The 20,839-nt window shown below is 64.5% G+C and carries 18 protein-coding genes, 1 other RNA gene and 1 riboswitch; of the genes, 17 read left to right on the plus strand and 2 right to left on the minus strand.

The window, feature by feature from the left end; translation table 11 throughout:
* The first annotated feature begins 2 nt into the window (after positions 1-2).
* From murF to RDW26_RS05145, 14 genes are all read left to right on the plus strand, one after another.
* Positions 3-1,484, plus strand: coding sequence for a UDP-N-acetylmuramoyl-tripeptide--D-alanyl-D-alanine ligase (gene murF / locus RDW26_RS05080; RefSeq protein ID WP_307982764.1), 1,482 nt, complete (start codon positions 3-5; stop codon positions 1,482-1,484).
* Positions 1,485-1,486: 2 nt separating this feature from the next.
* Complete coding sequence (gene mraY / locus RDW26_RS05085; protein ID WP_042433317.1) at positions 1,487-2,524, plus strand: phospho-N-acetylmuramoyl-pentapeptide-transferase; 1,038 nt, start codon at positions 1,487-1,489, stop codon at positions 2,522-2,524.
* Between the two features lie 3 nt (positions 2,525-2,527).
* On the plus strand, positions 2,528-4,042 hold the full coding sequence (gene murD / locus RDW26_RS05090) for a UDP-N-acetylmuramoyl-L-alanine--D-glutamate ligase (protein WP_307982765.1): 1,515 nt from the start codon (positions 2,528-2,530) through the stop codon (positions 4,040-4,042).
* 12 nt (positions 4,043-4,054) lie between these two features.
* A complete protein-coding gene (locus RDW26_RS05095; protein WP_307982766.1) occupies positions 4,055-5,434 on the plus strand; it encodes a putative peptidoglycan glycosyltransferase FtsW in 1,380 nt (459 codons plus the stop codon).
* Between the two features lie 4 nt (positions 5,435-5,438).
* The gene (gene murG, locus RDW26_RS05100; RefSeq protein ID WP_307982767.1) at positions 5,439-6,548 is read left to right on the plus strand and encodes an undecaprenyldiphospho-muramoylpentapeptide beta-N-acetylglucosaminyltransferase; all 1,110 of its coding nucleotides are present in this window, start codon (positions 5,439-5,441) and stop codon (positions 6,546-6,548) included.
* Between the two features lie 131 nt (positions 6,549-6,679).
* Entirely contained in the window at positions 6,680-8,083 is a 1,404-nt protein-coding gene (gene murC, locus RDW26_RS05105) for a UDP-N-acetylmuramate--L-alanine ligase (RefSeq protein WP_307982768.1), read from the plus strand.
* Between the two features lie 6 nt (positions 8,084-8,089).
* A complete protein-coding gene (gene murB, locus RDW26_RS05110) occupies positions 8,090-9,019 on the plus strand; it encodes a UDP-N-acetylmuramate dehydrogenase (protein ID WP_307982769.1) in 930 nt (309 codons plus the stop codon).
* On the plus strand, positions 8,973-9,932 hold the full coding sequence (locus RDW26_RS05115) for a cell division protein FtsQ/DivIB (protein WP_081468900.1): 960 nt from the start codon (positions 8,973-8,975) through the stop codon (positions 9,930-9,932). Before murB ends, RDW26_RS05115 begins: the two co-directional genes overlap by 47 nt.
* 175 nt (positions 9,933-10,107) lie before the next feature.
* The gene (ftsZ, locus tag RDW26_RS05120) at positions 10,108-11,229 is read left to right on the plus strand and encodes a cell division protein FtsZ (RefSeq protein WP_294416265.1); all 1,122 of its coding nucleotides are present in this window, start codon (positions 10,108-10,110) and stop codon (positions 11,227-11,229) included.
* 21 nt (positions 11,230-11,250) lie between these two features.
* Entirely contained in the window at positions 11,251-12,102 is an 852-nt protein-coding gene (locus tag RDW26_RS05125; RefSeq protein ID WP_307982778.1) for a polyphenol oxidase family protein, read from the plus strand.
* Between the two features lie 2 nt (positions 12,103-12,104).
* Positions 12,105-12,806 carry a YggS family pyridoxal phosphate-dependent enzyme gene (locus RDW26_RS05130; RefSeq protein ID WP_307982771.1) on the plus strand — a complete coding sequence of 234 codons (702 nt, stop codon included), beginning with the start codon at positions 12,105-12,107 and terminating at the stop codon, positions 12,804-12,806.
* A gap of 75 nt (positions 12,807-12,881) precedes the next feature.
* On the plus strand, positions 12,882-13,796 hold the full coding sequence (gene sepF / locus RDW26_RS05135) for a cell division protein SepF (protein WP_307982772.1): 915 nt from the start codon (positions 12,882-12,884) through the stop codon (positions 13,794-13,796).
* Between the two features lie 67 nt (positions 13,797-13,863).
* Entirely contained in the window at positions 13,864-14,124 is a 261-nt protein-coding gene (locus tag RDW26_RS05140) for a YggT family protein (RefSeq protein WP_042433343.1), read from the plus strand.
* Positions 14,125-14,169: 45 nt separating this feature from the next.
* A complete protein-coding gene (locus tag RDW26_RS05145) occupies positions 14,170-15,099 on the plus strand; it encodes a DivIVA domain-containing protein (protein ID WP_307982773.1) in 930 nt (309 codons plus the stop codon).
* A 211-nt stretch (positions 15,100-15,310) separates the two neighbouring features.
* On the opposite strand, the gene rnpB is transcribed toward RDW26_RS05145, so the two are convergent.
* An RNA gene (rnpB, locus tag RDW26_RS05150) (RNase P RNA component class A) lies at positions 15,311-15,658 on the minus strand.
* Between the two features lie 94 nt (positions 15,659-15,752).
* Between rnpB and RDW26_RS05155 the strand changes: the two genes are divergently transcribed.
* From RDW26_RS05155 to thiD, 3 genes are all read left to right on the plus strand, one after another.
* Positions 15,753-16,361, plus strand: a complete 609-nt coding sequence (locus RDW26_RS05155) for a thiamine diphosphokinase (RefSeq protein WP_307982774.1) — start codon at positions 15,753-15,755, stop codon at positions 16,359-16,361.
* Positions 16,362-16,375: 14 nt separating this feature from the next.
* Positions 16,376-16,500: riboswitch (TPP riboswitch) on the plus strand.
* Complete coding sequence (gene thiC, locus RDW26_RS05160; protein WP_307982775.1) at positions 16,489-17,811, plus strand: phosphomethylpyrimidine synthase ThiC; 1,323 nt, start codon at positions 16,489-16,491, stop codon at positions 17,809-17,811. It overlaps the preceding riboswitch by 12 nt.
* A 33-nt stretch (positions 17,812-17,844) precedes the next feature.
* Positions 17,845-18,654 carry a bifunctional hydroxymethylpyrimidine kinase/phosphomethylpyrimidine kinase gene (thiD, locus tag RDW26_RS05165; protein WP_307982776.1) on the plus strand — a complete coding sequence of 270 codons (810 nt, stop codon included), beginning with the start codon at positions 17,845-17,847 and terminating at the stop codon, positions 18,652-18,654.
* A 257-nt stretch (positions 18,655-18,911) separates the two neighbouring features.
* Here thiD and RDW26_RS05170 read toward each other — a convergent pair whose 3' ends face one another.
* Positions 18,912-20,552, minus strand: a complete 1,641-nt coding sequence (locus tag RDW26_RS05170) for an amidohydrolase (protein WP_307982777.1) — start codon at positions 20,550-20,552, stop codon at positions 18,912-18,914.
* Positions 20,553-20,839: the final 287 nt, after the last annotated feature.

Below are 20,839 nucleotides of genomic sequence, written 5' to 3' on the forward strand. Positions count from 1 at the left end.
CAATGCGTTTCACCATCGACGAAGCCGCCCGTGCCACGGGCGGCTCCTTTTCCATCGACCCTGTAAACGATCAGACGGAGATCACCAGCTTGACCTGGGATTCCCGCAACGTCGAACCTGGGGCGCTCTACGTTGCGCTGCCCGGTGAGCGGGTGGACGGGCATACTTTCGCCGCCTCCTCCGTGGCGGCGGGCGCGGTGTGCGTGCTCGCGCAGCACGCGCTCGACCAGGCTTCGGACGACAAAATCGCGGCCGCCGGGGCCGCCGTTATCCAGGTCCCCGATACCCAGGCCGCCGTCACGGCGCTTGCGCGTGCATGGCGCGATCGCCTCGAGGGCCGCGTCATCGGCATCACCGGGTCCACGGGCAAGACCACCACGAAGAACCTCGTGCGCGACGTGCTCGCCGCCGCCGGCAGCGTGTGCGCCACGAAGGGCAACCAGAACAACGAGCTCGGCGTCCCCAACACCGTGCTGGCCGCTCAGGCCGACACGCGAAACGTCATCGTCGAGATGGGCATGCGCGGCCTTCATCAGCTCGAGGAGCTGTGCGGGTTCGTGCGCCCGCAATGGGGCCTTGTCACCAACGTCGGCGAAAGCCACATCGAGCTTCTGGGCAGCCGCGAGAACATCGCGCGCGCCAAAGCCGAGCTGCTCGAGGCGTTGCCCGCAGGCGGCATGGCGTTCGTCAACGCCGCGAACGATATGACCCCGAAGCTGCTCGAGTTCGCCAACCTAGGCTCCCGTGGCGTCACGTGCGTGCTCTACGATGGCACCGCTCAGGCCGCCGAGCGTCGTGCGGCCCTTTCCGCCGCCGACGCGGCGCGTCCTGCCGTGTGGTCCGAGGATGTGCGTCTCGATGCGTCGGGCTGCCCGCGTTTTGCGCTGTGCGCCTGCGGGTTCGACGGTATGCCCGAGCCCGTGCGCGTGGAATGCGCCCTTGAGTTGCGCGGCATGCACAACGTGTCCAACGCCTGCTCCGCCGCCGCCGTCGGATTCGCCGCCGGCATGGAGGCCGCGCAGGTTGCAGCGGCGCTTTCGGGCGCCAAGCCCGAGGCGGGACGCCAAGAGGTCATCGAGGCTCCGGGCGGCTTCACCGTCATCAACGACGCCTACAATGCGAACCCCGATTCCATGCGCGCGTCGCTTTCCACGTTCGCCGCGCTCGATGTCGCCGGAGCGCGCATCGCGGTGCTCGGCGACATGGGCGAGCTCGGCTCGTTCGCGCCGCAGCTTCACGAGGAAGTGGGCTCCTTCGCCGCCGAATGCGGCCTTGACCGCCTTGTGTGCGTCGGGCAGCTTGCCCAGGGCATCGCGGCCGGCGCGCAAAAGGCCGGCATGCCGGCTGACCGCATCGCGATGGTCGCCGACGGCGCCGCCGCCCTTGCGGACGTTCGCGAACACGTCACCTCCGGCAGCGCGGTGCTCGTGAAGGCCTCGCATTTCATGGCCCTTGAGAAAGTGGTAGAAGGATTGGTTGAATAGCTATGTTGGATATCTTCGAGTCATACCCCACGTTTTTGGTGTTCGTGGCCATCGTGGTCGCCATCGCGGTCACCATGGTGCTCATGCCTGCGTGGATCAAGTTCCTCAAATCTAGCCATATCGGCCAGCAGGTCCGCGCCGACGGCCCTGAAAGCCACTTGGTGAAGCAGGGCACGCCCACCATGGGCGGCGTCATCATGCTCGTCTCCGTCATCCTCACGGCGCTCGTGGTGGGCCATCCCACGCCTGAAACGTTCGCGCTGCTCATCGCCACCGTCCTCACGGGCTGCCTGGGCCTTATCGACGATGCGGAGAAGGTGGTCAAGGAGCGCAGCCTGGGCCTTACCCCGAAAGCCAAGCTGGTGGGCCAGTTCGTCATCGCCACGGTGTTCGGCCTGGTGGCCGTCAACGTGATGGGCATCGCCCCCACGGTCGAGATCCCGTTCGTCTACACGTTCGACCTTGGCGTGCTCACCACGCATTTCGGCGCCGTGGAGGTGCCGTGGCTCTACATCCTGTTCGTGGACATCCTGCTCATGGGTATGTGCAACGCCGTCAACCTCACCGACGGCCTTGACGGCCTGGCTGCAGGCACGGTCATGATCGTCATGATCGTCATGGCGGCCATCGCATATCGCTCCGACATGCTCGACTCCGCCATCTTCGCCGCCGCCCTCGCCGGCGCCTGCGTGGGCTTTCTCTGGTTCAACTCGTTTCCCGCCGACATCTTCATGGGCGACACGGGCTCCCTTGCCCTCGGCATGGCGCTCGGCTGCCTTGCGGTGTTCACCAAGTCCGAGTTCATCGTGCTCGTCATCGGCGGCCTGTTCGTGGCCGAGGCCCTGTCGGTCATGATCCAGGTGTTCTACTACAAGAAAACCCATAAGCGCATCTTCCTGATGGCCCCGCTTCATCATCATTTCGAGAAGAAGGGCTGGTCCGAGACGAAGGTCGTCGTGCGCTTCTGGATCGTCTCCGGCGTGCTGGCCGCGCTCGGATTCGCCGTGTACTTCGCAGAAACCTTGATGGCGGTGGCATAGGCTATGGAGAACCAGAAGATGCTTGCAGGCAAGAAACATGCTCCCGAAAGCTTGGGCCGCGTCCTCGTGCTCGGCCTGGGCAAGTCCGGCCATGATGCCGTCGATTACCTCATGGCGCAGCTCGGCGGCCGCGTGGCCCAGCTGGCCGTGTTCGGCGGGCAGCCCAATGCCGCTTCCGATGCGTATGCGGGCAAGGCGCGCGACCGCGGCGCCATCGTCGAGTTCGGCGAGGGCGCGGTCGATCGCTTGGCGCAAGCGTGCGGAGGGCGTTTCGAGCTGTGCATCGCAAGCCCGGGCATCTCCGAGTTCTCCGACCTGTACCGCTCGGCCGCTGCCGTAAGCGACGAGGTCGTCAGCGAAGTCGAGCTCGCATGGCGCGAGTCCGATAGCTCCAGCACATGGGTCGCCGTCACGGGAACCAACGGCAAGACCACCGTCACCGCTTTGACCAACCATCTGCTTCGCGCCGCGGGCATGGCAAGCGCCGCCGTCGGCAACATCGGCGACACGTGCATCTCCGCCGTGGCCGCCGGCGAAACCGACGTCTACGTGGCCGAGGTGTCGTCGTATCAGCTCGCATCCACGAAGCTGTTCGCGCCCAATGTGGCCGTGCTGCTCAACATCACGCCCGACCATCTGCATTGGCACCATACGCTGGAAAACTACGCCGCCGCCAAGATGAAGGTGCTCGACAACCTTGCTCAGGTCCCCGGCTCGGTCGCGGTCATGGACGCCTCCAACGACGTCGTCCGCGCCGAGGTCCGCCGTCTGCGCAGCATTGATGGCGGATGCGGTTTCGCCATCGTGCCCATGGGCACGGCAGAGGGCTTGCAGGGCGACATGCGCGCCCGTTGCGGTGCCGACAACGCTGCGTTCATCAGCGGCGAAGGCGAGCTCGTCGTGGCCCTCAAGGGGCAGGAGCATGCCCTCATCAACGCCGATCGCCTCAAGATCAAGGGTGCGCACAACGCCGGCAACGCGCTTGCCGCCGCCGCGGCGGCGCTGGCCGCCGGCGCTTCCGACAAGGCCGTGTGCGAGGCGCTTGCCACGTTCAGCCCGCTCGAGCATCGCATCGAGCCTTGCGGCACCGTGCGCGGCGTCGAATGCTATAACGATTCGAAGGCCACCAACGTCGACGCCACGCTCAAGGCGCTGGCGGCGTTCCCTCATACCCGTCCCATCGTGCTGCTCGGCGGCGACGACAAGGGCACCGATCTGGCCGACCTGGTCGCGGCGGCCCATGCCCACACGCGCGCCGTGGTGTGCTTCGGCGCGGCAGGCGCTCGCTTCTTCCAGGCGTTCCAGGAGCGCGGGGAGCAAGCGCCGGCAGATTTCCAGCTGCTTTCGGCGAAGAACATGGAATCCGCGCTCGATGTCGCCCTTGAACAGGCGAAGGCCGGGGAAGTGGTGCTGCTTTCGCCCGCCTGCGCATCGTTCGATGAGTTCCACTCCTTCGAGGAGCGCGGCGAGGTCTTCAAGAAGCTCGTGGCCGCTCGCGCGGCCAAGCTTGGCGTGTAAGGGCGGTTTTACATGGTTTCCGCGCGCAATAGGCGCTCCGATGCAGAATCGGTCATCTGGCCCCAGGTGCTGCTTGTGGTGGCCGTGGTGGCCCTCACGCTCATCGGCTTCGTCATGATTTACTCGGCCTCGCAGGTGACCATCCTTTCCGAGGCCGCCACGAACTACTATGCCGACACCGAGGCGGGCCAGTACCTGCGCGATACCATTTCATATTCGGACTACATCGCACAGCAAAACCCTTCGGCGAAGCTCATCAGCCAGTTCATCTACTCCCTGGCCGGTATCTTCATCGCCGTGGCCATCTGGTTCATGCTCCCGCGCAGCGGTTGGAAGGGCGCCATCGTCAAAGGCTATTGGGGAGTATGCGTAGCGCTGCTCGTCATCACGTTCCTCTTCGGAGCCGCGGCGCTCGGCGCCCAGCGCTGGATCGTCATCGGTCCGTTTTCGCTGCAGCCCTCGGAGTTCGCCAAGATCGCCATCGTGCTCATGGCCGCCAATCTTATGGACGACCTCAACGAAGGGGCTGAGTTCAACGCCACCATGCTCAGGGCTGCGATCTACGTGGCCGCCCCCACGTTGTTCCTGCTGTTCACGCAATCGGACCTGGGAACCACCATCATCATCTTCGTGGGCGTATACGCGGTGCTGTCGTTCGGCGGCGCTCCCGGTAAGCTCATGCTCGCCATCGCCGGCGTCGCCGTCCTTGCGGTCATCGCCATCGTCTTGTTCGGCTCGGGCTATCGCCAGGACCGCTTCGTGGTGTACAACCCTTGGAACGACGGCGAAGGCGGCAGGGGCAACGGTTACCAGACCATCCACTCGTTCTACGCGTTCGCCGAGGGCGGCCTGTTCGGCGTGGGCTTGGGCAACTCCAGCGAGAAGTACGACTACCTCCCCGAGGCCGAGACCGACTTCGTGTTCTCCATCATCGGCGAGGAGTTCGGCATGCTCGGTGCTCTCGTGGTCATCGCGTTGTTCTGCTGCATCCTGTTCGCCGGCATGCGCATCGCGAGCGCCGCGGCAACGCCCAACGAGCGCATCGTGGCGGGCAGCGTCACCATCATGCTCGTGTTCCAGGCGTTTCTGAACATGGGCTGCGTCATCGGCCTCGTGCCCACCACGGGCAAGCCTTTGCCGTTCGTGTCCGCAGGCGGCTCGTCGCTTATCGCGTCGCTCATGATGGTCGGTATCATCATGGCCGTTGCGCGAAACGCCGACGCCACCACCGTTTACGATCGACGTCGTGCGAACCTGCGCGTCGTGCGCGCGGTCGACGACGATTCCGGCAGCTCCCGCAACGTACCGCGCGGCCGTGGCCGCGCAGATTCGCGCACGCGCGCCCCGCAAGGTGCGCGGCGCCGCCAAACGCATTCTTCATCCCGGAGGTGACATCATGCGCATAGTCCTTTCCGGCGGCGGTACCGCCGGCCACATCAATCCGGCCCTCGCGCTTGCCGACGTGCTGCGCGAACGCGGGCATGAGGTGCTGTTCGCCGGCACGCCCGGCGGCATCGAGTCGCGCCTCGTCCCCGCGGCGGGCATCTCGTACAAAGCCTTCGAGGCCGCAGGCTTCAACCGCAATCATCCGCTCACGTTGCCGAAGGCCGTCATGAAGATCCAGCGTTCCACGAAGCTGGCGCGCAAGTGGTTTTCCGAAGTCCATCCCGACTGCGTGGTGGGTTTCGGCGGCTACGTATGCATCCCGGTCGCCCGTGCTGCCGAGCAATGCGGCATCCCCGTGGTGGTCCACGAGCAGAACTCGGTCATGGGCATGGCGAACAAGTACCTGGCTCGTAGGGCCCGCGCCGTGTGCCTGACCTACGACCATGCCGCTCGGGCGCTTTCCGACAAAAGCCATGTGGTGCTCACCGGCAACCCCGTGCGCGCAAGCGTGTTCGCCGCAACGCGCGCCGAGGGCCGTGCCGCGTTCGGCGTCCCCGAGGATGCGCGCATGCTTCTCGTCACCGGGGGAAGCTTGGGTGCACGCCATCTCAACGCGGCCATCGTTCAGCGCAAGGATATGCTGCTCGGCTACCCCGACCTGCATATCGTGCACGTCACGGGCCCCAAGGAGCTCGATAGCGTCACCGAGCAGCTGGCCCTGACCGACGAGCAGGCAAAGCGCTGGCACCTCATGGGCTACACCGACCAGATGGGCCTTGCCATGGCCGCCGCCGATGCCATCGTCAGCCGCGCGGGCGCCACGTCGCTCGCCGAGATCTCGGCCCGCCATATCCCGGCGCTGCTCGTGCCGTTCCCGTACGCCACCGAAGACCATCAGACCATGAACGCCCGCGCATGCGTGGAGGCGGGCGCGGCCTTCCTCGTGGCCGACGCCGACGTCGAGGGCGCGCAGTTCACCGACTACCTCAAAACGCTCGTCGAGGATGAAAAGGCCCGTCAACGCATGTCGGCTGCAGCGGCCGCGGCGAAGACGCGCGATGCGGCGGGGCTGCTCGCTGATGTAGTCCTTAAGGCGTGCGAATCCAAGTCGGCGCAATAGGGTAAGATAATAGAGTTTGAGCAAGCACGGGCGGCCTTGGCGCCGCCCGTTTCCCGGGTGCGCCCGGGTTTCACATCATCGCGCCGCGGGCGGCTAAGGCTTCGGCGCATAGGCTTCAGGAGGCAGGCAACATGAGCGAAGAGCGCATCAAGCAGGTGCACTTCATCGGCGTCGGCGGCGTGGGCATGAGCGGCATCGCCCGCGTGGCCCACGACCAGGGCATGCAGGTGTCGGGCTCCGATATCAAGGAAAGCCGTTACACCAAGCAACTGCGCGAGGCCGGCATCACCGTGTTCATCGGCCAGAAGGCGGAGAACATCCCCGAGGGCGACCCGGTCGTCGTCATCTCCACGGCCATTCTCGAGAACAACCCCGAGCTCATCGAGGCGCGACGTCGCGGTCTTGAGATCTGGCATCGCGCCCAGATGCTCGCGCATCTCGGCGTGGGCCTCGATACGCTTGCCGTGGCCGGCACGCACGGCAAGACCACCACGTCGTCCATGCTCGCCAGCGCGCTCGACGCGCTGGGCGCCGACCCCACCTTCCTCATCGGCGGCATCGTGCGCGCCTACGGCACCAACGCTCACTCCGGCACCGGCGACCATTATGTGGTCGAGGCCGACGAGTCCGACAAGTCCTTCACGTACCTGTCTCCCAAGGCGGTGCTCGTCACCAACATCGAGGCCGATCACCTCGACCACTATAAGGACCTTGACGAGATCTACGACAAGTTCCACGACTTCATGGGCCTGGTCCCCGCAGACGGCGTCATCGTGGCGTGCGGCGAAGATCCCCACGTGGTCGATATCGCCCGCTCCGAGGGTCGACGCATGTACACCTACGGCTTCAACGAGGGCTGCGACGCGCGCATCACCGCCTACGAGCCCCACGGCATCGGCAGCCGCTACACGGCGGTCATGCCCGATGGCACGCAGGTCGAGGGCACCATCAAGCAGAATCCCGGCCGTCATAACGTCCTGAACGCCACGGGCGTCATCACGCTGCTGTGGGCGCTCGGCTTCGACGCGGCCAAGGTCGCCCAGGCGCTTTCGGGCTTCGCCGGCGTCCGCCGTCGCTTCGACCTGGTCGGCGAAGTGGGAGGCGTCACCGTCGTCGACGATTACGCGCATCACCCCACCGAGATCGCCGCCACCATCTCCGCCGCTGCGGGGCTTGGCTATAAGCACGTCCATGTGCTCTTCCAGCCGCATCGCTATTCCCGCGCGCCCTTGTTCACGCAGGTGCTTCACGACGAATTCGGCGCCGCCTTCGACAAGGCCGACAGCGTCACCTTCATGGACGTCTACCCGGCAGGCGAGGCACCGGTGCCCGGCGTCTCCGGCAAGACGTTCCTCAACGTCGTACTCGAGCACGAGGGTCATCCCCAGGCCGATTTCGTGGCCCATCGCGTCGACGTCGTCCCGCATCTCATGGATAAGCTCCAGCCGGGCGACCTGGTCATCACCATGGGCGCCGGCGACGTGACGGCCATGGGCCCGCAGATCATCGACGCGCTCCTCAAGGCGCGAGGCTAGGCTGCCATGTGCGCGCGTCACGCATGCTCGCCGCTTGAGGCGCTGCTCGTCGACAGCGCCTTCGACGCCGACGTCTATCCCGACGAGCCCATGCGCCGCCATACCATGTACCGCATCGGCGGGCCTGCGCGCTTCTATGTGCAGGTCGGTTCCATCGGCGCGCTCAAGCGCTTGGTTGCCGCCTGCCAAGAGTGCGCCATCCCGTGGGTTGCGGTCGGCCGCGGGTCGAACCTGCTCGTCTCCGACGAGGGCTTCCCGGGCGTCGTCATCGCCCTCGGGCGTGATTTCCGCGCATGCCGCTTCGACGAGGAAACCTGCAGCTTCATCGTGGGCGCCGGGGTGCCGCTGTCAAGCGTTGTGCAGGAGGCGTTCCGCCGTAGCCTTTCGGGGCTTGAGTTCGCGGTGGGAACGCCGGGCACCGTCGGCGGCGCCGTGCGCATGAACGCCGGCACCCGCGAGCAGGGGATAGCGGACAGGGTAGTCTCGGTCACCACGTTATCGCCGCGCTCGGGGCTCGTGCGCCGCGAAGCGGCGGATATCCAATGGGGTTACCGCTCAAGCTCGTTCGCCCCCGACGAGGTCATCGTCGAGTGCGAGCTTGCGGTCAAGCCCGCCGACCCCTATCTGCTGCGGGGCAAGATGGAGGCCGCCCACGCCCGTCGCAAGAAGACGCAACCGCTCACGCTTCCGAGCTGCGGCAGCGTATTCAAGAATCCCGAAGGGTCGTCTGCGGGCCGGCTCATCGAGCAGGTGGGGCTCAAAGGAGAGCGCGTTGGCGGCGCGCAGATATCCGAAGTTCACGCGAACTTCATCGTGAACAGGGATAATGCTACCGCTCAGGACGTGTTGGAACTCATTAACATGGCAAGGTCGAAGGTATACGAGGCGTATGGCATCGAATTACAACCGGAAGTCCGCTTCCTCGGGTTCGCATAGGCGCGCTCAGGCGCCCCGCGGCGGGTCGCGTCCTCCGCGGGGCCCGCAGCGTCCATACAGCCCGGCGCCCGGCGCCCGGCTCACATCGGTGCGCGTAGGCGACCTTCCCCAGAGCGACCACGGCTCGCGGGCGCGACGGACCTACCAGCGTTACCTGGTGCGCCTCGGCGCCCTTGCCGCCGCGGTGGCGGCGCTCGCCATCGCGGCCGTCATCGTGTACAACTCCAGCTTGTTCACCATCGAAAGCGTTTCGGTTTCGGGTGCCGATCACCTTACCGCCTCTGACATGCAGCAGCTAGCCGGCGTGCCCGCCGGCACCACGCTTCTGCGCGTGGACGCCGCGGGCATCAAGGAGAACCTGAAAAAGGACGCATGGGTCGCCGATGCGAAGATCAAACGAGTGTTCCCCAACACCTTGCAAATCGACATCACAGAACGCACGATCACGGCGGTGGTGGAGGTCCCCAACGAGAACGCGCAAAACTCCACGCAGTGGGCCATCGCGTCGGACGGCATGTGGCTCATGCCCATCCCCGATCGCGATTCCGAGGCGGGGCGCCGTACCAACTCGAAGGTGTACGAGGACGCCGAATCGGTGCTGCACATCACCGACGTGCCCTACGGCACCAAGCCCGCCGTCGGCTCGTACTGCACCGACGCCAACGTCAACAACGCGCTCGCCATCGTGGCTGGCATGACCACCGAGCTCGCCGACCGCGTCACCTCGGTGAAGGCCACCGAAACCGCATCCACCACGCTCACCATCAAAGACGGTCCCGACATCGTCTTCGGCACGGCGGACAACATCCGCGAGAAGGAGCGCGTGTGCCTGCAGATCATGAAGGAGCATCCCGAGGGCGTCACGTACATCAACGTGCGCACGCCCGATAGGCCCACGTGGCGTTCTTTGTAACCTCAAGCGGCCCGTGCGCGCAGGCGTTCGGGCCGCTCTGATATGTGCATGTGGTTGCCGTTGGGGGGCGAAGCGTTGCAAACCCACCCTCTTTGTGTAAAATAATCCCACGTGAATACAACCACGAGTGTGTGAAACGCAGCTCAAAGCAAGCGTAATAGTGTGGAGGAATACAATGCCAAACAATACGGGCGAGCATCTGGCGGTCATCAAGGTCGTCGGCGTCGGCGGCGGCGGCACCAATGCCGTTAACCGCATGGTCGAGGCGGGCGTCAAGGGCGTGGAGTTCATCGCCGTCAACACCGACCGTCAGGCCCTTCTGATGTCGGATGCCGATAAGACCATCCACATCGGCGAGGAGCTCACGCGCGGCCTGGGCGCCGGCGCGAACCCCGAGGTCGGCTGCCAGGCCGCCGAGGAGTCCCGTGCGGAGATTCGCGAGGCGCTGGCCGAGGCCGACATGGTCTTCGTCACCGCCGGCGAAGGCGGCGGCACCGGCACGGGCGCCGCTCCCATCATCGCTGAGATCGCCCGCGAGGAAATCGGCGCGCTGACGGTGGGCATCGTTACCAAGCCGTTCTCCTTCGAGGGTCGCACTCGCCGCAACCAGGCGGAGCAGGGCATCGACCTGCTGTCCCAGAAGGTCGACACGCTCATCGTCATCCCCAACGACCGTCTCCTCGAGATCGTCGACAAGAAGACCAGCATGCTCGATGCGTTCCGCATCGCCGACGACACGCTGCGTCAGGGCATCCAGGGCGTCACCGACCTGATCACCATCCCGGGTCTGATCAACCTCGACTTCGCCGACATCCGCACCGTCATGAAGGACGCCGGCACCGCCATGATGGGCATCGGCCTGTCCTCCGGTGAGAACCGCGCCCTCGACGCCGCTCAGCAGGCCACCAATTCGGCGCTGCTCGAGGCATCCATCGCCGGCGCCTCTCGCGTGCTGTTTTCCATCTCCGGCGGTCCCGACCTCACGCTTACCGAGGTCGACGAGGCCGCCCGCACCGTCGAGGCCTGCGCCGATGAGAACGCCAACATCATCTACGGCCAGATCATCGACGAGAGCATGGGCGACAGCGTGCGCATCACCGTCATCGCCACCGGCTTCAAGGTCAATGCGCCCCAGCAGTCCGCTATGGACTTCAACCGCAAGGACCTGTTCGCCTCCACGGCCGCTCCCGAGCCGGCACCGGCGCCTCAGCCGTCCACGTATTCCACGCTCACCAGCACGCCCGGCCGCTTCGCCGACGAGGATTACATCCCCGATTTTCTGAAGCGCCAGCGCTAAGGAGTAAAAGCTTTGCATACCGTGTGCGAAACATTGCCTGCACCGAAACTCGACGCGCGCCCTTGCGGCGCGCGTCGCATTTCGGTGCTCACCGATGACGCGCTGTTCCAGGCGTGCGGCGTTCGCATCGCCTTCACCGGGCGCGATGGGGGAGCAAGCCAGGGGCCGTTCGCCTCGCTGAACCTCGGTGCCCACGTGCAAGACAACCTCGATCATGTTATGGAGAACCGTTGCCTTGCCATGCAGGCGCTCGACGGCGAAGGCGTTCCGATCGTCGTGCCCAACCAGGTGCACGGCACGGAAATCGTCTGCATTCACGACTCCGACGCTGCCAGTGTCGTTGCTGCCCAGCAGCGAGCGCAAGCCGCTGCCGATGCGCTCGTGGTTACCGTGCCCAACGTGGCTGCTATGCTGTGCTTCGCCGATTGCACGCCCGTCATCGCGGTGTCGCCTACGGGGCGGTTCGCCGTGGCCCCTGCGGGCTGGCGCGGGGGGGTCGGCGGCATAGCGGCTTCCTGCGTCGAGCGCCTAGCGTTCGAAGATGGCGCGAACACGCCTGATCGGCAGCGCGAAATCGCTGCCGGCTACAACGTTTACATCGGCCCTCACATCCACGATTGCTGCTTCGAGGTGGGAAGCGAGGTCGAGCAGCGCTTCGCCGAGCTGTTCGGGCAGGGCTGCGTTCGCCCATCGCGCCACGTCAGCATGCTCGATGCGTTGCGTGTCCAGCTTGCGGCCGTAGGCGTCGACCCTGCGCGCATCTGCGATGCGGGCATCTGCACCCAATGCAATCCGCAGCGGTACTTCTCCTATCGGGCATCCGGCGGCACCTGCGGCCGCCACGGGGCCATCGCGTTTCGAAAGGAAGCATAGCCATGCCATTCGCTCAGCATTATCAGCAAACGCTCGAAGAGCTTGCCCGCGTGTGCGCTTCGTGCGGACGTGACCCGCGCGAAGTGAAGGTCATCGCCGTTTCCAAGACGGTCGATGTGCCTGCCATCTCTGCGGCCATCGCCGCGGGAGCCCACGATTTCGGCGAGAACCGCCCCGACGTGCTTGCCGCCAAGGTGGCGCAGCTGCCGGAGCAAACCTGGCATTTCATCGGAAACGTCCAGTCGCGCAAGATCCCCGAGATCGTCGCCTGCGCAACGCTGGTGCACTCGGTTTGCAAAGAGGAGCATTTCGCTAAATTCGACCAAGCGGCCGAGCGCCTTGGCAAGGTGCAGGACATCTTGCTCGAGGTCAACGTGTCGGGGGAGGAAAGCAAAAGCGGTTTCACCCCGGATGAGGCGATTCATGCGCTGCAGCTTGCCGAGACGTTCCCCCACATCGCCGTTCGCGGTCTTATGACCATGGCCCCGCAGGGTAACCTGGATGTGGCGCGCGAGTGCTTCGAGGGTCTGACCGCCTTGCGCGACGCGCTGCGCAGCCAGCTTCCCTCTGAGCAGGCCGCACGCTTCAATGAACTTTCCATGGGCATGAGCGAGGACTGGCGCGAGGCCGTTTGCGCGGGTGCTACCATGGTGCGGATAGGCCGAGCTCTGTTCAGCGACTCCTTCGAGTCCGTTCGGGCATAAGGCTCGCGTCCGCAATACCGAACATGCAGCGGCGGCGTCGACCGCCGTCCTTAGGAAACGAAGCAGGAGAGCGGTATGGCAATGCCCAAGTTCAACAAGCCCGAAGGCATGCTCGACAGCATCAAGTCCAAGCTCGGGTTCTCCGATGGCGGCGATTACTACGATCGCGGCCGCAAGGACTACGACGATTACGATTCCGGCGACTACGACGATTACGACGACGACTACGAAGAGGACGATGCTGCCCCCAGCTCGAACTACGATCCGTACGATTCGGTCACCACGCGTCCCGCGCGCGGCAATCATGCCCGCACTTCGGTCGGCTCGGGCGGGTATCGCCCGGCCAAGCTCGTCTCCATCGACGACGTGCGCGCGCATACCACCGTGCCCGACAGCCTGAACCGCGACCCGCTGCCTCCGCGCAAGGTCAGCTCGGCATCCTTCGGCAACCGCACCATGGTCGACCCGGCGTTCACTGCTCCGGCCAACACGCCCAACGCCAGGGCTGCGGCAGCTGCTAACCAGGAGCGTTCGGAAAGCTTGAACGCCCTGTTCAGCACCACCGCCGCCGAGGCTGCCGAGTCCAGCGCCGCCCCGGCCGCCCAAACGGCTGCGAAGCCTATCGAGGGCGCGTTCACGGCAGCTGCGAAGGCCGCTTCCGCCGCCTCCTCGTTCGATCCGTACAAGGCCTATGAGGGCACCGCAACGGGCACGCACAGCCCCACGCGTTCGGTCACCATCGTCAAGCCCGCCAGCTACGGCGAGTGCGAGAAGGTCGCAAAGGCCCTTAAAGCCGGAGACGCCGTTGTGCTTGCGCTCAAGGAGACCCCCGATGCGCTGGCAAAGCGCGTGCTCGACTTCTCGTTCGGCGTTTCGAGCGCCCTCGATGCAAGCGTCGACTGCATCGCCGACAAGGTTTTCGTCATCGCGCGCGGGGCGGCTCTCAGCGAAGCCGAGCGTGCGAGCCTGCGTTCTCAGGGCATCTTGTAACCGTACGTATTGAAACCGACCCCCGGGCTTGGCGCCCGGGGCGTTAGCAAGGAGCGAAACACCCCGCATGCTCAGTTTGAAGTACCTTATCGTGTCGCTTTCCGATGCGTACAGCATGATCATCTTCGTATACGTCATGCTGTCATGGTTCCCGACCGATCGGGGCATCCTCGCAGACATCAACAACGTGCTCGCGCGCATATGCGACCCGTATTTGAACCTGTTCAAGCGCCTGATCCCCCCTATTGGAGGTATGGTGGACGTAACGCCCATCGTCGCGCTGCTTGTACTACAATTCGGTGTACGTTTGTTGGTAAACTTGTTCTAGGTGCGCACCTGCGCATTCCCGCACATCAGATGAAGGGATACAAAGATGGCTATCACCTCTGCTGAAATCCATAACCAAAGCTTCTCCATCGATCGCAAGGGCTACGACGTCGACGAGGTCGATGTCTTCCTCGAGCACGTCGCCGATGAGATCGACGGCCTGAATCAGCAGATCGCCTCGCTGCAAAGCCAGATCGGCGAGGACACGTTCGCCGGCTTCGACCGCCCGGCCACCTTCGACGACGAGGCGTTCGACGAGCCCGAGCCCGAGCATGCCGCCGAGCAGGACGACCAGCCCGCAGACTCCATCGACCCGACCATCCTGGCCGAGAAAGATGCCGCCATCGCCGAGCGCGATGCCCGCATCGCCGAGCTCGAGAAGCAGCTCGAGTCCAAGAAGGCCGACGGCAACGCCATCGCCCAGGCGCTCATCATCGCCCAGCGCTCCGCCGACGAGATCCTGGCCAACGCCAAGGCCGATGCTGCCGCCACGATCAAGGATGCTGAGGACGAGGCCGACCGTATCCTCGACAAGGCCGAGAACGATCGCCAGAAGGTCATCGATGCCATTCACAAGCTCGAGGATGATCGCGAGGAGGCGCGCGAGGATTATCGCGACCTGCTCAACGACTTCATCACCGACGCCACTCGCAAGCTTGCTGAAATCGGCGAGAAGGCCCCGAAGGCCGCAGGCGCGCTCGCTTCCGGCCAGCATGGCCGCTACGCCACGCATGTCGAGCCCGAGCCCGTGGTGAAGGAGGCCGCCGCAACCGCGCCGCAGGCTCCGCTCACCGTTGACGGTTCCGATGCCTATGACGACGCGCCCGCAATCCCGGCTGCCGTTCCGGCTGCTGCCGTGACCGCTGCATCGCCTGCGGTCACCGGTTCGGTCGCTCCCGTGGCTTCCAGCGTGGAGAAGGACTTCTCCGGCTTCGGCGATGCTGCCGATGATTTCGAGATCGACGATCTCGACTAATCTGCAGTGGTAAACGCCTGCAGGTTCACGGTCAGGCGAGCGCCTTCGCCCGGCCTGACCGCTAGGGCTGTTCGCCCTTGTACAGCGCTTTCGCGCAATACGTACGATGAAGCGGGGATCAAGCATCAGCTTGATCCCCGCTTTCGTGTGAATGGGAAGACGTTCCGCCAGCACAAAGCAAAAAAGCTCCCAAACGGGAGCCTTTTGAGAAACCGCGAGCGAGTCGATAAGCCGGGTTCTGTCGTTGGACGACCATTTATCTCGAACGCGCGTCACCGCGCGTCTCAAGCACGCAACCCGAATGCACGGAAGGGCGGCCGTATGGCATTCCTATTTGCGCTTGCTCCAGATGGGGTTTTCCAAGCCACGTTGTTGCCAACGCGCTGGTGCGCTCTTACCGCACCGTTTCAGCTTTTCTCCCGCTTGCACGGGGGAGTTTACTTTTCTGTGGCACTTTCCGTCGGGTCGCCCCGCCCAGCCGTTAGCTGGCATCTTGCCCTTTGGAGCCCGGACTTTCCTCACGCCGCTCAAGGCGGCGCGCGATCGTCTGGCCCGCTCGCAGTGTGGTATTCTACCATATCGGAACCGAAACAAGGAGCATCATGACAACCTGCGCATTGGTTGGCGCCACATATTTCAACGAACAAGATTTCATGGCACGCTACAACGAGGGTTTTTTCGACTTCATCATCGCCGTCGACGGCGGTTTCGCCCCGCTTGATCGGCTCGGCGTCGCGCCCGATATGGCCGTGGGCGATTTCGATTCCCTCGGCTACGTTCCCCGTGCGAAGCGTGTTTCCCGTCACCCCGTGAACAAGGACGCATCGGATATGGAGCTTGCCCTTCAAAGGGCGGCGAATTATCGTCACACCGACATCTACATATACGGCGGCATCGGCGGCAGGCTCGATCATACGTTGGCAAACCTGCAGCTGTTCGCCGCGTACTCCGAGCGCGGGTTCTACGTCACCGGCATCGGCGAGGGCTTCGCCATCCGCTGCGTTACCGGCCCCGACGTGTTCACCCTCCCCGATCACGTGGAGAAGGGCACGGTCTCGGTTTTCGCGGCAAACGATCGCGCCGAGGGCGTCATCGAGCGCGGCTTGGAGTACTCGCTTGACGATGAGCCTCTCACCAACCGAACCAGCCTCGGCCTTTCCAACGAGCTCATCGGCCAAGAGGCCACCATCGCCGTGGAGTCGGGCACGCTTTATGTCTTTTATCCTTTGCCTTGGGAAACTTCTGGGCAGCCGGGGATATAATAGCGGCCACATCAACCGTATATCGGGGGAGCTTGCTAGCGCCGTGCGCCGGGCAGGCTGAGAGGAGGCCCCGCATAAGCCTCGACCCGCCGAACCTGCATGGGTAATGCCAACGAAGGGAGCATCTATGGGTAACGAATCCTCGAACCTCATCACGCAAATCGACTTCGCCCGCGCGGGGCAGATCACGCCCGCCATGCTCGTGGTCGCTGAGAAGGAAGGCCGCAGCGCGGAATTCATCCGCGAGGGCGTCGCCGCCGGTCGCATCGCCATCCCGGCCAACATCCACCACGCTTCGCTGTCGCCCGAAGGCGTCGGCGAGGGCCTGCGCACTAAGGTCAACGTCAACCTCGGCATCTCCGGCGACCTTGCCGACGAATCCGTTGAGTGGCAGAAGGTCGATACGGCCATCGAGCTTGGCGCCGAGGCCATTATGGACCTTTCCAACAGCGGCAAAACCCAGGCGTTCCGCACCAAGCTCATCGAGAAGTCGCCTGCCATGATCGGCACCGTGCCCATGTACGACGCCATCGGCTATCTGGAGAAGGCCCTCATCGCCATCAAGGCGGAGGACTTCCTCGATGTGGTCCGCCGCCATGCCGAGGACGGCGTCGACTTCGTCACCATCCATGCCGGCATGAATCGCCGCACCATCGAGTCGTTCAAGGAAACCGGCCGACTCATGAACATCGTCAGTCGCGGCGGCTCGCTTATCTTCGCCTGGATGGAAGCCACCGGCAACGAGAACCCGTTCTACGAGCATTACGATGAGGTTCTCGATATCTTGCATGAACACGATGTGACCATCTCCATCGGCGATGCCATGCGTCCTGGCTGCACCTACGACGCAACCGACGCCGGTCAGATCGCCGAGCTTATCGAGATCGGCAAGCTCACCAAGCGCGCCTGGGACGCCGGCGTGCAGGTCATGGTGGAGGGTCCCGGACATATGGCCCTCAATGAGATCGAGGCGAACATGCGCCTGGAGAAGCGTCTGTGCCACAACGCGCCGTTCTACGTGCTCGGGCCGCTCGTAACCGATATCGCCCCGGGCTACGACCACATCACCGCCGCCATCGGCGGCGCCGTGGCGGCCTCCTCGGGCGCCGACTTCCTGTGCTACGTCACGCCTGCCGAGCATCTGCGCCTGCCCGATGCCCAGGATGTGCGCGACGGCCTGGTGGCCACGAAGATCGCCGCGCATGCTGCCGATATCGCCAAGGGCATTCCGGGTGCCCGCGATCGTGATAACCGCATGAGCGACGCCCGTCGCCGTATGGATTGGGAAGAGCAGTTCGGCCTTGCCATCGATCCGGTTCGCCCGCGCAAGGTCTTCGAAAGCGCCCCGCCGAGCAACGAGGGCACCTGCACCATGTGCGGCAAGATGTGCGCCGTGCGCACCGTCAACACCATCATGGACGGCCTCGTCATCGACCTCGACAACGAGTAGGCCGGTAGCGCTGGCGTCAAAGGGAGGTTTCCGATGAAAGCAGTGCTCAGCATCGCAGGCTCCGACTCAAGCGGTGGAGCGGGCATCCAGGCCGATATCAAGACCATCGCATCGTATGGTCTATACGCGGAAACAGCCATCACCGCCATCACGGCGCAAAACACCTGCGGCGTGCGTGCCGTGCAGGATATCTCGCCTGAAGTGGTCGGCGCGCAGATCGATGCAGTGTTCGAGGATATCCGCCCCGATGCGGTGAAGATCGGCATGGTATCCTCCGCTCAGATCATCAACGTCATCGCAGAGCGCCTGCGTTTCCATCAGGCGTGCAACGTGGTGCTCGACCCGGTCATGGTGGCCACCAGCGGCTCTCGTCTTATCGAGCAGCAGGCTGTCGATGCGCTGGTCTCGAACCTGATGCCCTTGGCCGATGTCATCACCCCGAACATGCCCGAGGCGGAGGTGCTGTGCGGTTTTCCCGTCACCAACGACGAGGGCATGATGCAGGCGGCGAAGCTGCTTTGCGGGAAAACCAACGGAGCCGTGCTCATCAAAGGCGGCCATCGTGCCGATACCGCCGATGATCTGCTTGTCCTGCCCGATGGCCGTCACGCCTGGCTGAGGGCGAAGCGCATCGCTACCGGTAACACCCACGGAACCGGCTGTACGCTCTCCAGCGCCATCGCAAGCGGTTTGGCGCAGGGAAACGGCATCGAGCAGGCGGTTCGCCGCGCGAAAGGCTTCGTGCGAGGCGCTCTGTCCACCGGCCTTGACCTTGGGCAGGGCAGCGGTCCCCTCGATCACATGTGGTGCCACGGAAAGCCGCACCTGCCGTACAACGCCTAAGCAACGGCGTCTCCGGCGCCACACCTATGCTCACGGCCACGCCGAAGGCGATCGATCGCGTGCCCATGCGGTCCGGCGGCTGTCCGGCGTGGTTGGCGATAGACGTGCGCAGCACAGCCCGTCTATCGCTGTTTTGCTGGCGTTAAAACGCTTCAAATGCAAAGCGCCCCGAGAGGCTTGCCGAACCCCCTTCTATTTCGCGGAAACACGGAAACGAAAAGGGGCTCGCTGGCCATCTTGGGGCGCTTTCGGTCCTTCTAGGCCTCGAACACGCAGCGTCCGCCCATCCAGGTGGCGGTAACATGCGCATCCAGGATCTCGTCGTCGGCGCATGCGAGCAGGTCGGTGTCGAGCACCGCCATGTCCGCCAGCTTGCCTGCTGCCAGCACGCCCGCTTCGCCATTGCGCTGGGCGGCGGCGTCGCTGCCGGCGGTGTATGCGCGGATAGCCTCCGCGCGGCTGATAAGCTGCTCAGGGCGCCAGCCGCCTTCAGGTGCGCGCGTTTGCGGGTCGCGGCGCGTGGCGGCGCTGTACAGCACGCCCATGGAGTTCACGTCCACCACCGGCGAATCTGTGCCGAACGCAAGCGTCTCGCCTTCATCCAGCATGGTCCTGAACGGCCACATCAGCTTCACGCGCTCGTCGCCCAAGTCACGCTCGGGACCGCCCGGGTCAAGCGTCATATGCGGCGGCTGCACTGCAGCGACCACGTCAAGCTCGGCCAGGCGCTCCACGTCGCCGGGCAGGAAGTTCTCCAGGTGCTCAAGGCAGTTGTGACGCCCCTCGGGAAGCGGGCCGAATTGAGCGCGGGCATCTTCGAAGATGTTCAGCGCCTCATGGATCGCCGCATCGCCGATGGTGTGGATGCGCACAGGGTAGCCCTTCTCGGCTGCTTGCATCACCAGCGCACGCATCTTGTCGGGCTCGATGGTGGGCCTGCCGCAGTCGTCCTTGCATCGGGCGTTGCTATAAGGCTCGGTCACCCACGCGGTGTGCTGGCTGGAAACGCCATCGAAGAACTGCTTGAAGCCGGCGCAGCGCAGGACAGGGCCGGTATAGCGTTCGGACATCGCCTCGAACCTGCTCATATCCTCAAGCAGGGTGGGGAAGAGGTTCACGCGGCACGTCAGCTCGTCGGAGTCCAGCAGGCGCGCATGCACGTCGTCTCGGATGAAGTCCAGGCCGGGGTTGGCCATAAGCGACATGTCGCACACGCTCGTGATGCCGTTTTGCGCCAACGTGCGCAAAAAGCCCCGGTAAGCATCGGCTATCTCGTCGTCGGAAAACGCGTTCATGATGCGCGGCATCAGCTCCATGGCGGCCGCTTCGCGTACGATGCCCGTCAGCTCGCCGTCGGCATCCCTGTCGTAGCTTCCTCCCGCAGGGGGCACGCTGTCGCGATCGATTCCCAGCTCGGCCAGCGCGCAGCTGTTGAGCCACAGCGTGTGCGCGTCGCCGGAGTACAGCGCCACAGGGCGGTTGGGGAAGGCCTCGTCAAGCGAGTGCTTCGACGGCAGCACCGGCGGGTCCCATCGATACTCGCGCCAGCCCTGGGCCAGCAGCCATCCTTCGGGACGGCCCTCGGCGAAGCGCTTCATGCGCTCAACGCAATCGGCCTCGTTTTCACCCAGGAAGTTCGTGGCAAGCGGGGAAGAGTACACCGCGGAATGGAAGAAGTGCACGTGCGAGTCATGGAAGCCGGGTGCGATGAAGGCGTCGCCGTAGTCGACTACTTCGGGCTCGGTGCTCGCGTCAGTTTCATGGGCTAACGCAAGTGCATCTTTTTTCGATCCGACGAATGCGATCTTGTCCCCGGAAACGGCGATGGCAAGTTCTTCAGCGCTATCGGTCAAACCGGTGAATACGCGCTTGCTGCAAAGAATGCGGTCGATTCGCATGATGGTCAACCTTTCCTCAAAACGTTGAAGGCCCGATTGCCGCATCGTCCCCAGCGACGCGCCTACCGGCCTATCGGTTTCGTCACATGCCAGCGAGGATATATCCAATCAGCCCATCATGTCCAGTGCGATCGCCTGGGTATCCAGAAGAGGCGTCGCCTAATCGAGCATCGGGAACGCTATGTCGCAGTCCCCCGAGAATCTTCGGCACAAGATGGCCAGCAGCGGCGTATTGCATTGTGCTCGCACTAACGTGGGCCGCCGATGCCTTAGACCCAGACCCAGAC

The organism is uncultured Senegalimassilia sp., assembly GCF_902464545.1.
Taxonomy (GTDB): Bacteria; Actinomycetota; Coriobacteriia; order Coriobacteriales; family Eggerthellaceae; genus Senegalimassilia.

Bases quoted from the DNA above. Each gene is read 5' to 3' on its own strand.
- murF (WP_307982764.1), top strand. From the start codon at position 3: ATGCGTTTCACCATCGACGAAGCCGCCCGTGCCACGGGCGGCTCCTTT.
- mraY (WP_042433317.1), top strand. From the start codon at position 1,487: ATGTTGGATATCTTCGAGTCATACCCCACGTTTTTGGTGTTCGTGGCC.
- murD (WP_307982765.1), top strand. From the start codon at position 2,528: ATGGAGAACCAGAAGATGCTTGCAGGCAAGAAACATGCTCCCGAAAGC.
- RDW26_RS05095 (WP_307982766.1), top strand. From the start codon at position 4,055: ATGGTTTCCGCGCGCAATAGGCGCTCCGATGCAGAATCGGTCATCTGG.
- murG (WP_307982767.1), top strand. From the start codon at position 5,439: ATGCGCATAGTCCTTTCCGGCGGCGGTACCGCCGGCCACATCAATCCG.
- murC (WP_307982768.1), top strand. From the start codon at position 6,680: ATGAGCGAAGAGCGCATCAAGCAGGTGCACTTCATCGGCGTCGGCGGC.
- murB (WP_307982769.1), top strand. From the start codon at position 8,090: ATGTGCGCGCGTCACGCATGCTCGCCGCTTGAGGCGCTGCTCGTCGAC.
- RDW26_RS05115 (WP_081468900.1), top strand. From the start codon at position 8,973: ATGGCATCGAATTACAACCGGAAGTCCGCTTCCTCGGGTTCGCATAGG.
- ftsZ (WP_294416265.1), top strand. From the start codon at position 10,108: ATGCCAAACAATACGGGCGAGCATCTGGCGGTCATCAAGGTCGTCGGC.
- RDW26_RS05130 (WP_307982771.1), top strand. From the start codon at position 12,105: ATGCCATTCGCTCAGCATTATCAGCAAACGCTCGAAGAGCTTGCCCGC.
- sepF (WP_307982772.1), top strand. From the start codon at position 12,882: ATGGCAATGCCCAAGTTCAACAAGCCCGAAGGCATGCTCGACAGCATC.
- RDW26_RS05140 (WP_042433343.1), top strand. From the start codon at position 13,864: ATGCTCAGTTTGAAGTACCTTATCGTGTCGCTTTCCGATGCGTACAGC.
- RDW26_RS05145 (WP_307982773.1), top strand. From the start codon at position 14,170: ATGGCTATCACCTCTGCTGAAATCCATAACCAAAGCTTCTCCATCGAT.
- RDW26_RS05155 (WP_307982774.1), top strand. From the start codon at position 15,753: ATGGCACGCTACAACGAGGGTTTTTTCGACTTCATCATCGCCGTCGAC.
- thiC (WP_307982775.1), top strand. From the start codon at position 16,489: ATGGGTAACGAATCCTCGAACCTCATCACGCAAATCGACTTCGCCCGC.
- thiD (WP_307982776.1), top strand. From the start codon at position 17,845: ATGAAAGCAGTGCTCAGCATCGCAGGCTCCGACTCAAGCGGTGGAGCG.
- RDW26_RS05170 (WP_307982777.1), bottom strand. From the start codon at position 20,552: ATGCGAATCGACCGCATTCTTTGCAGCAAGCGCGTATTCACCGGTTTG.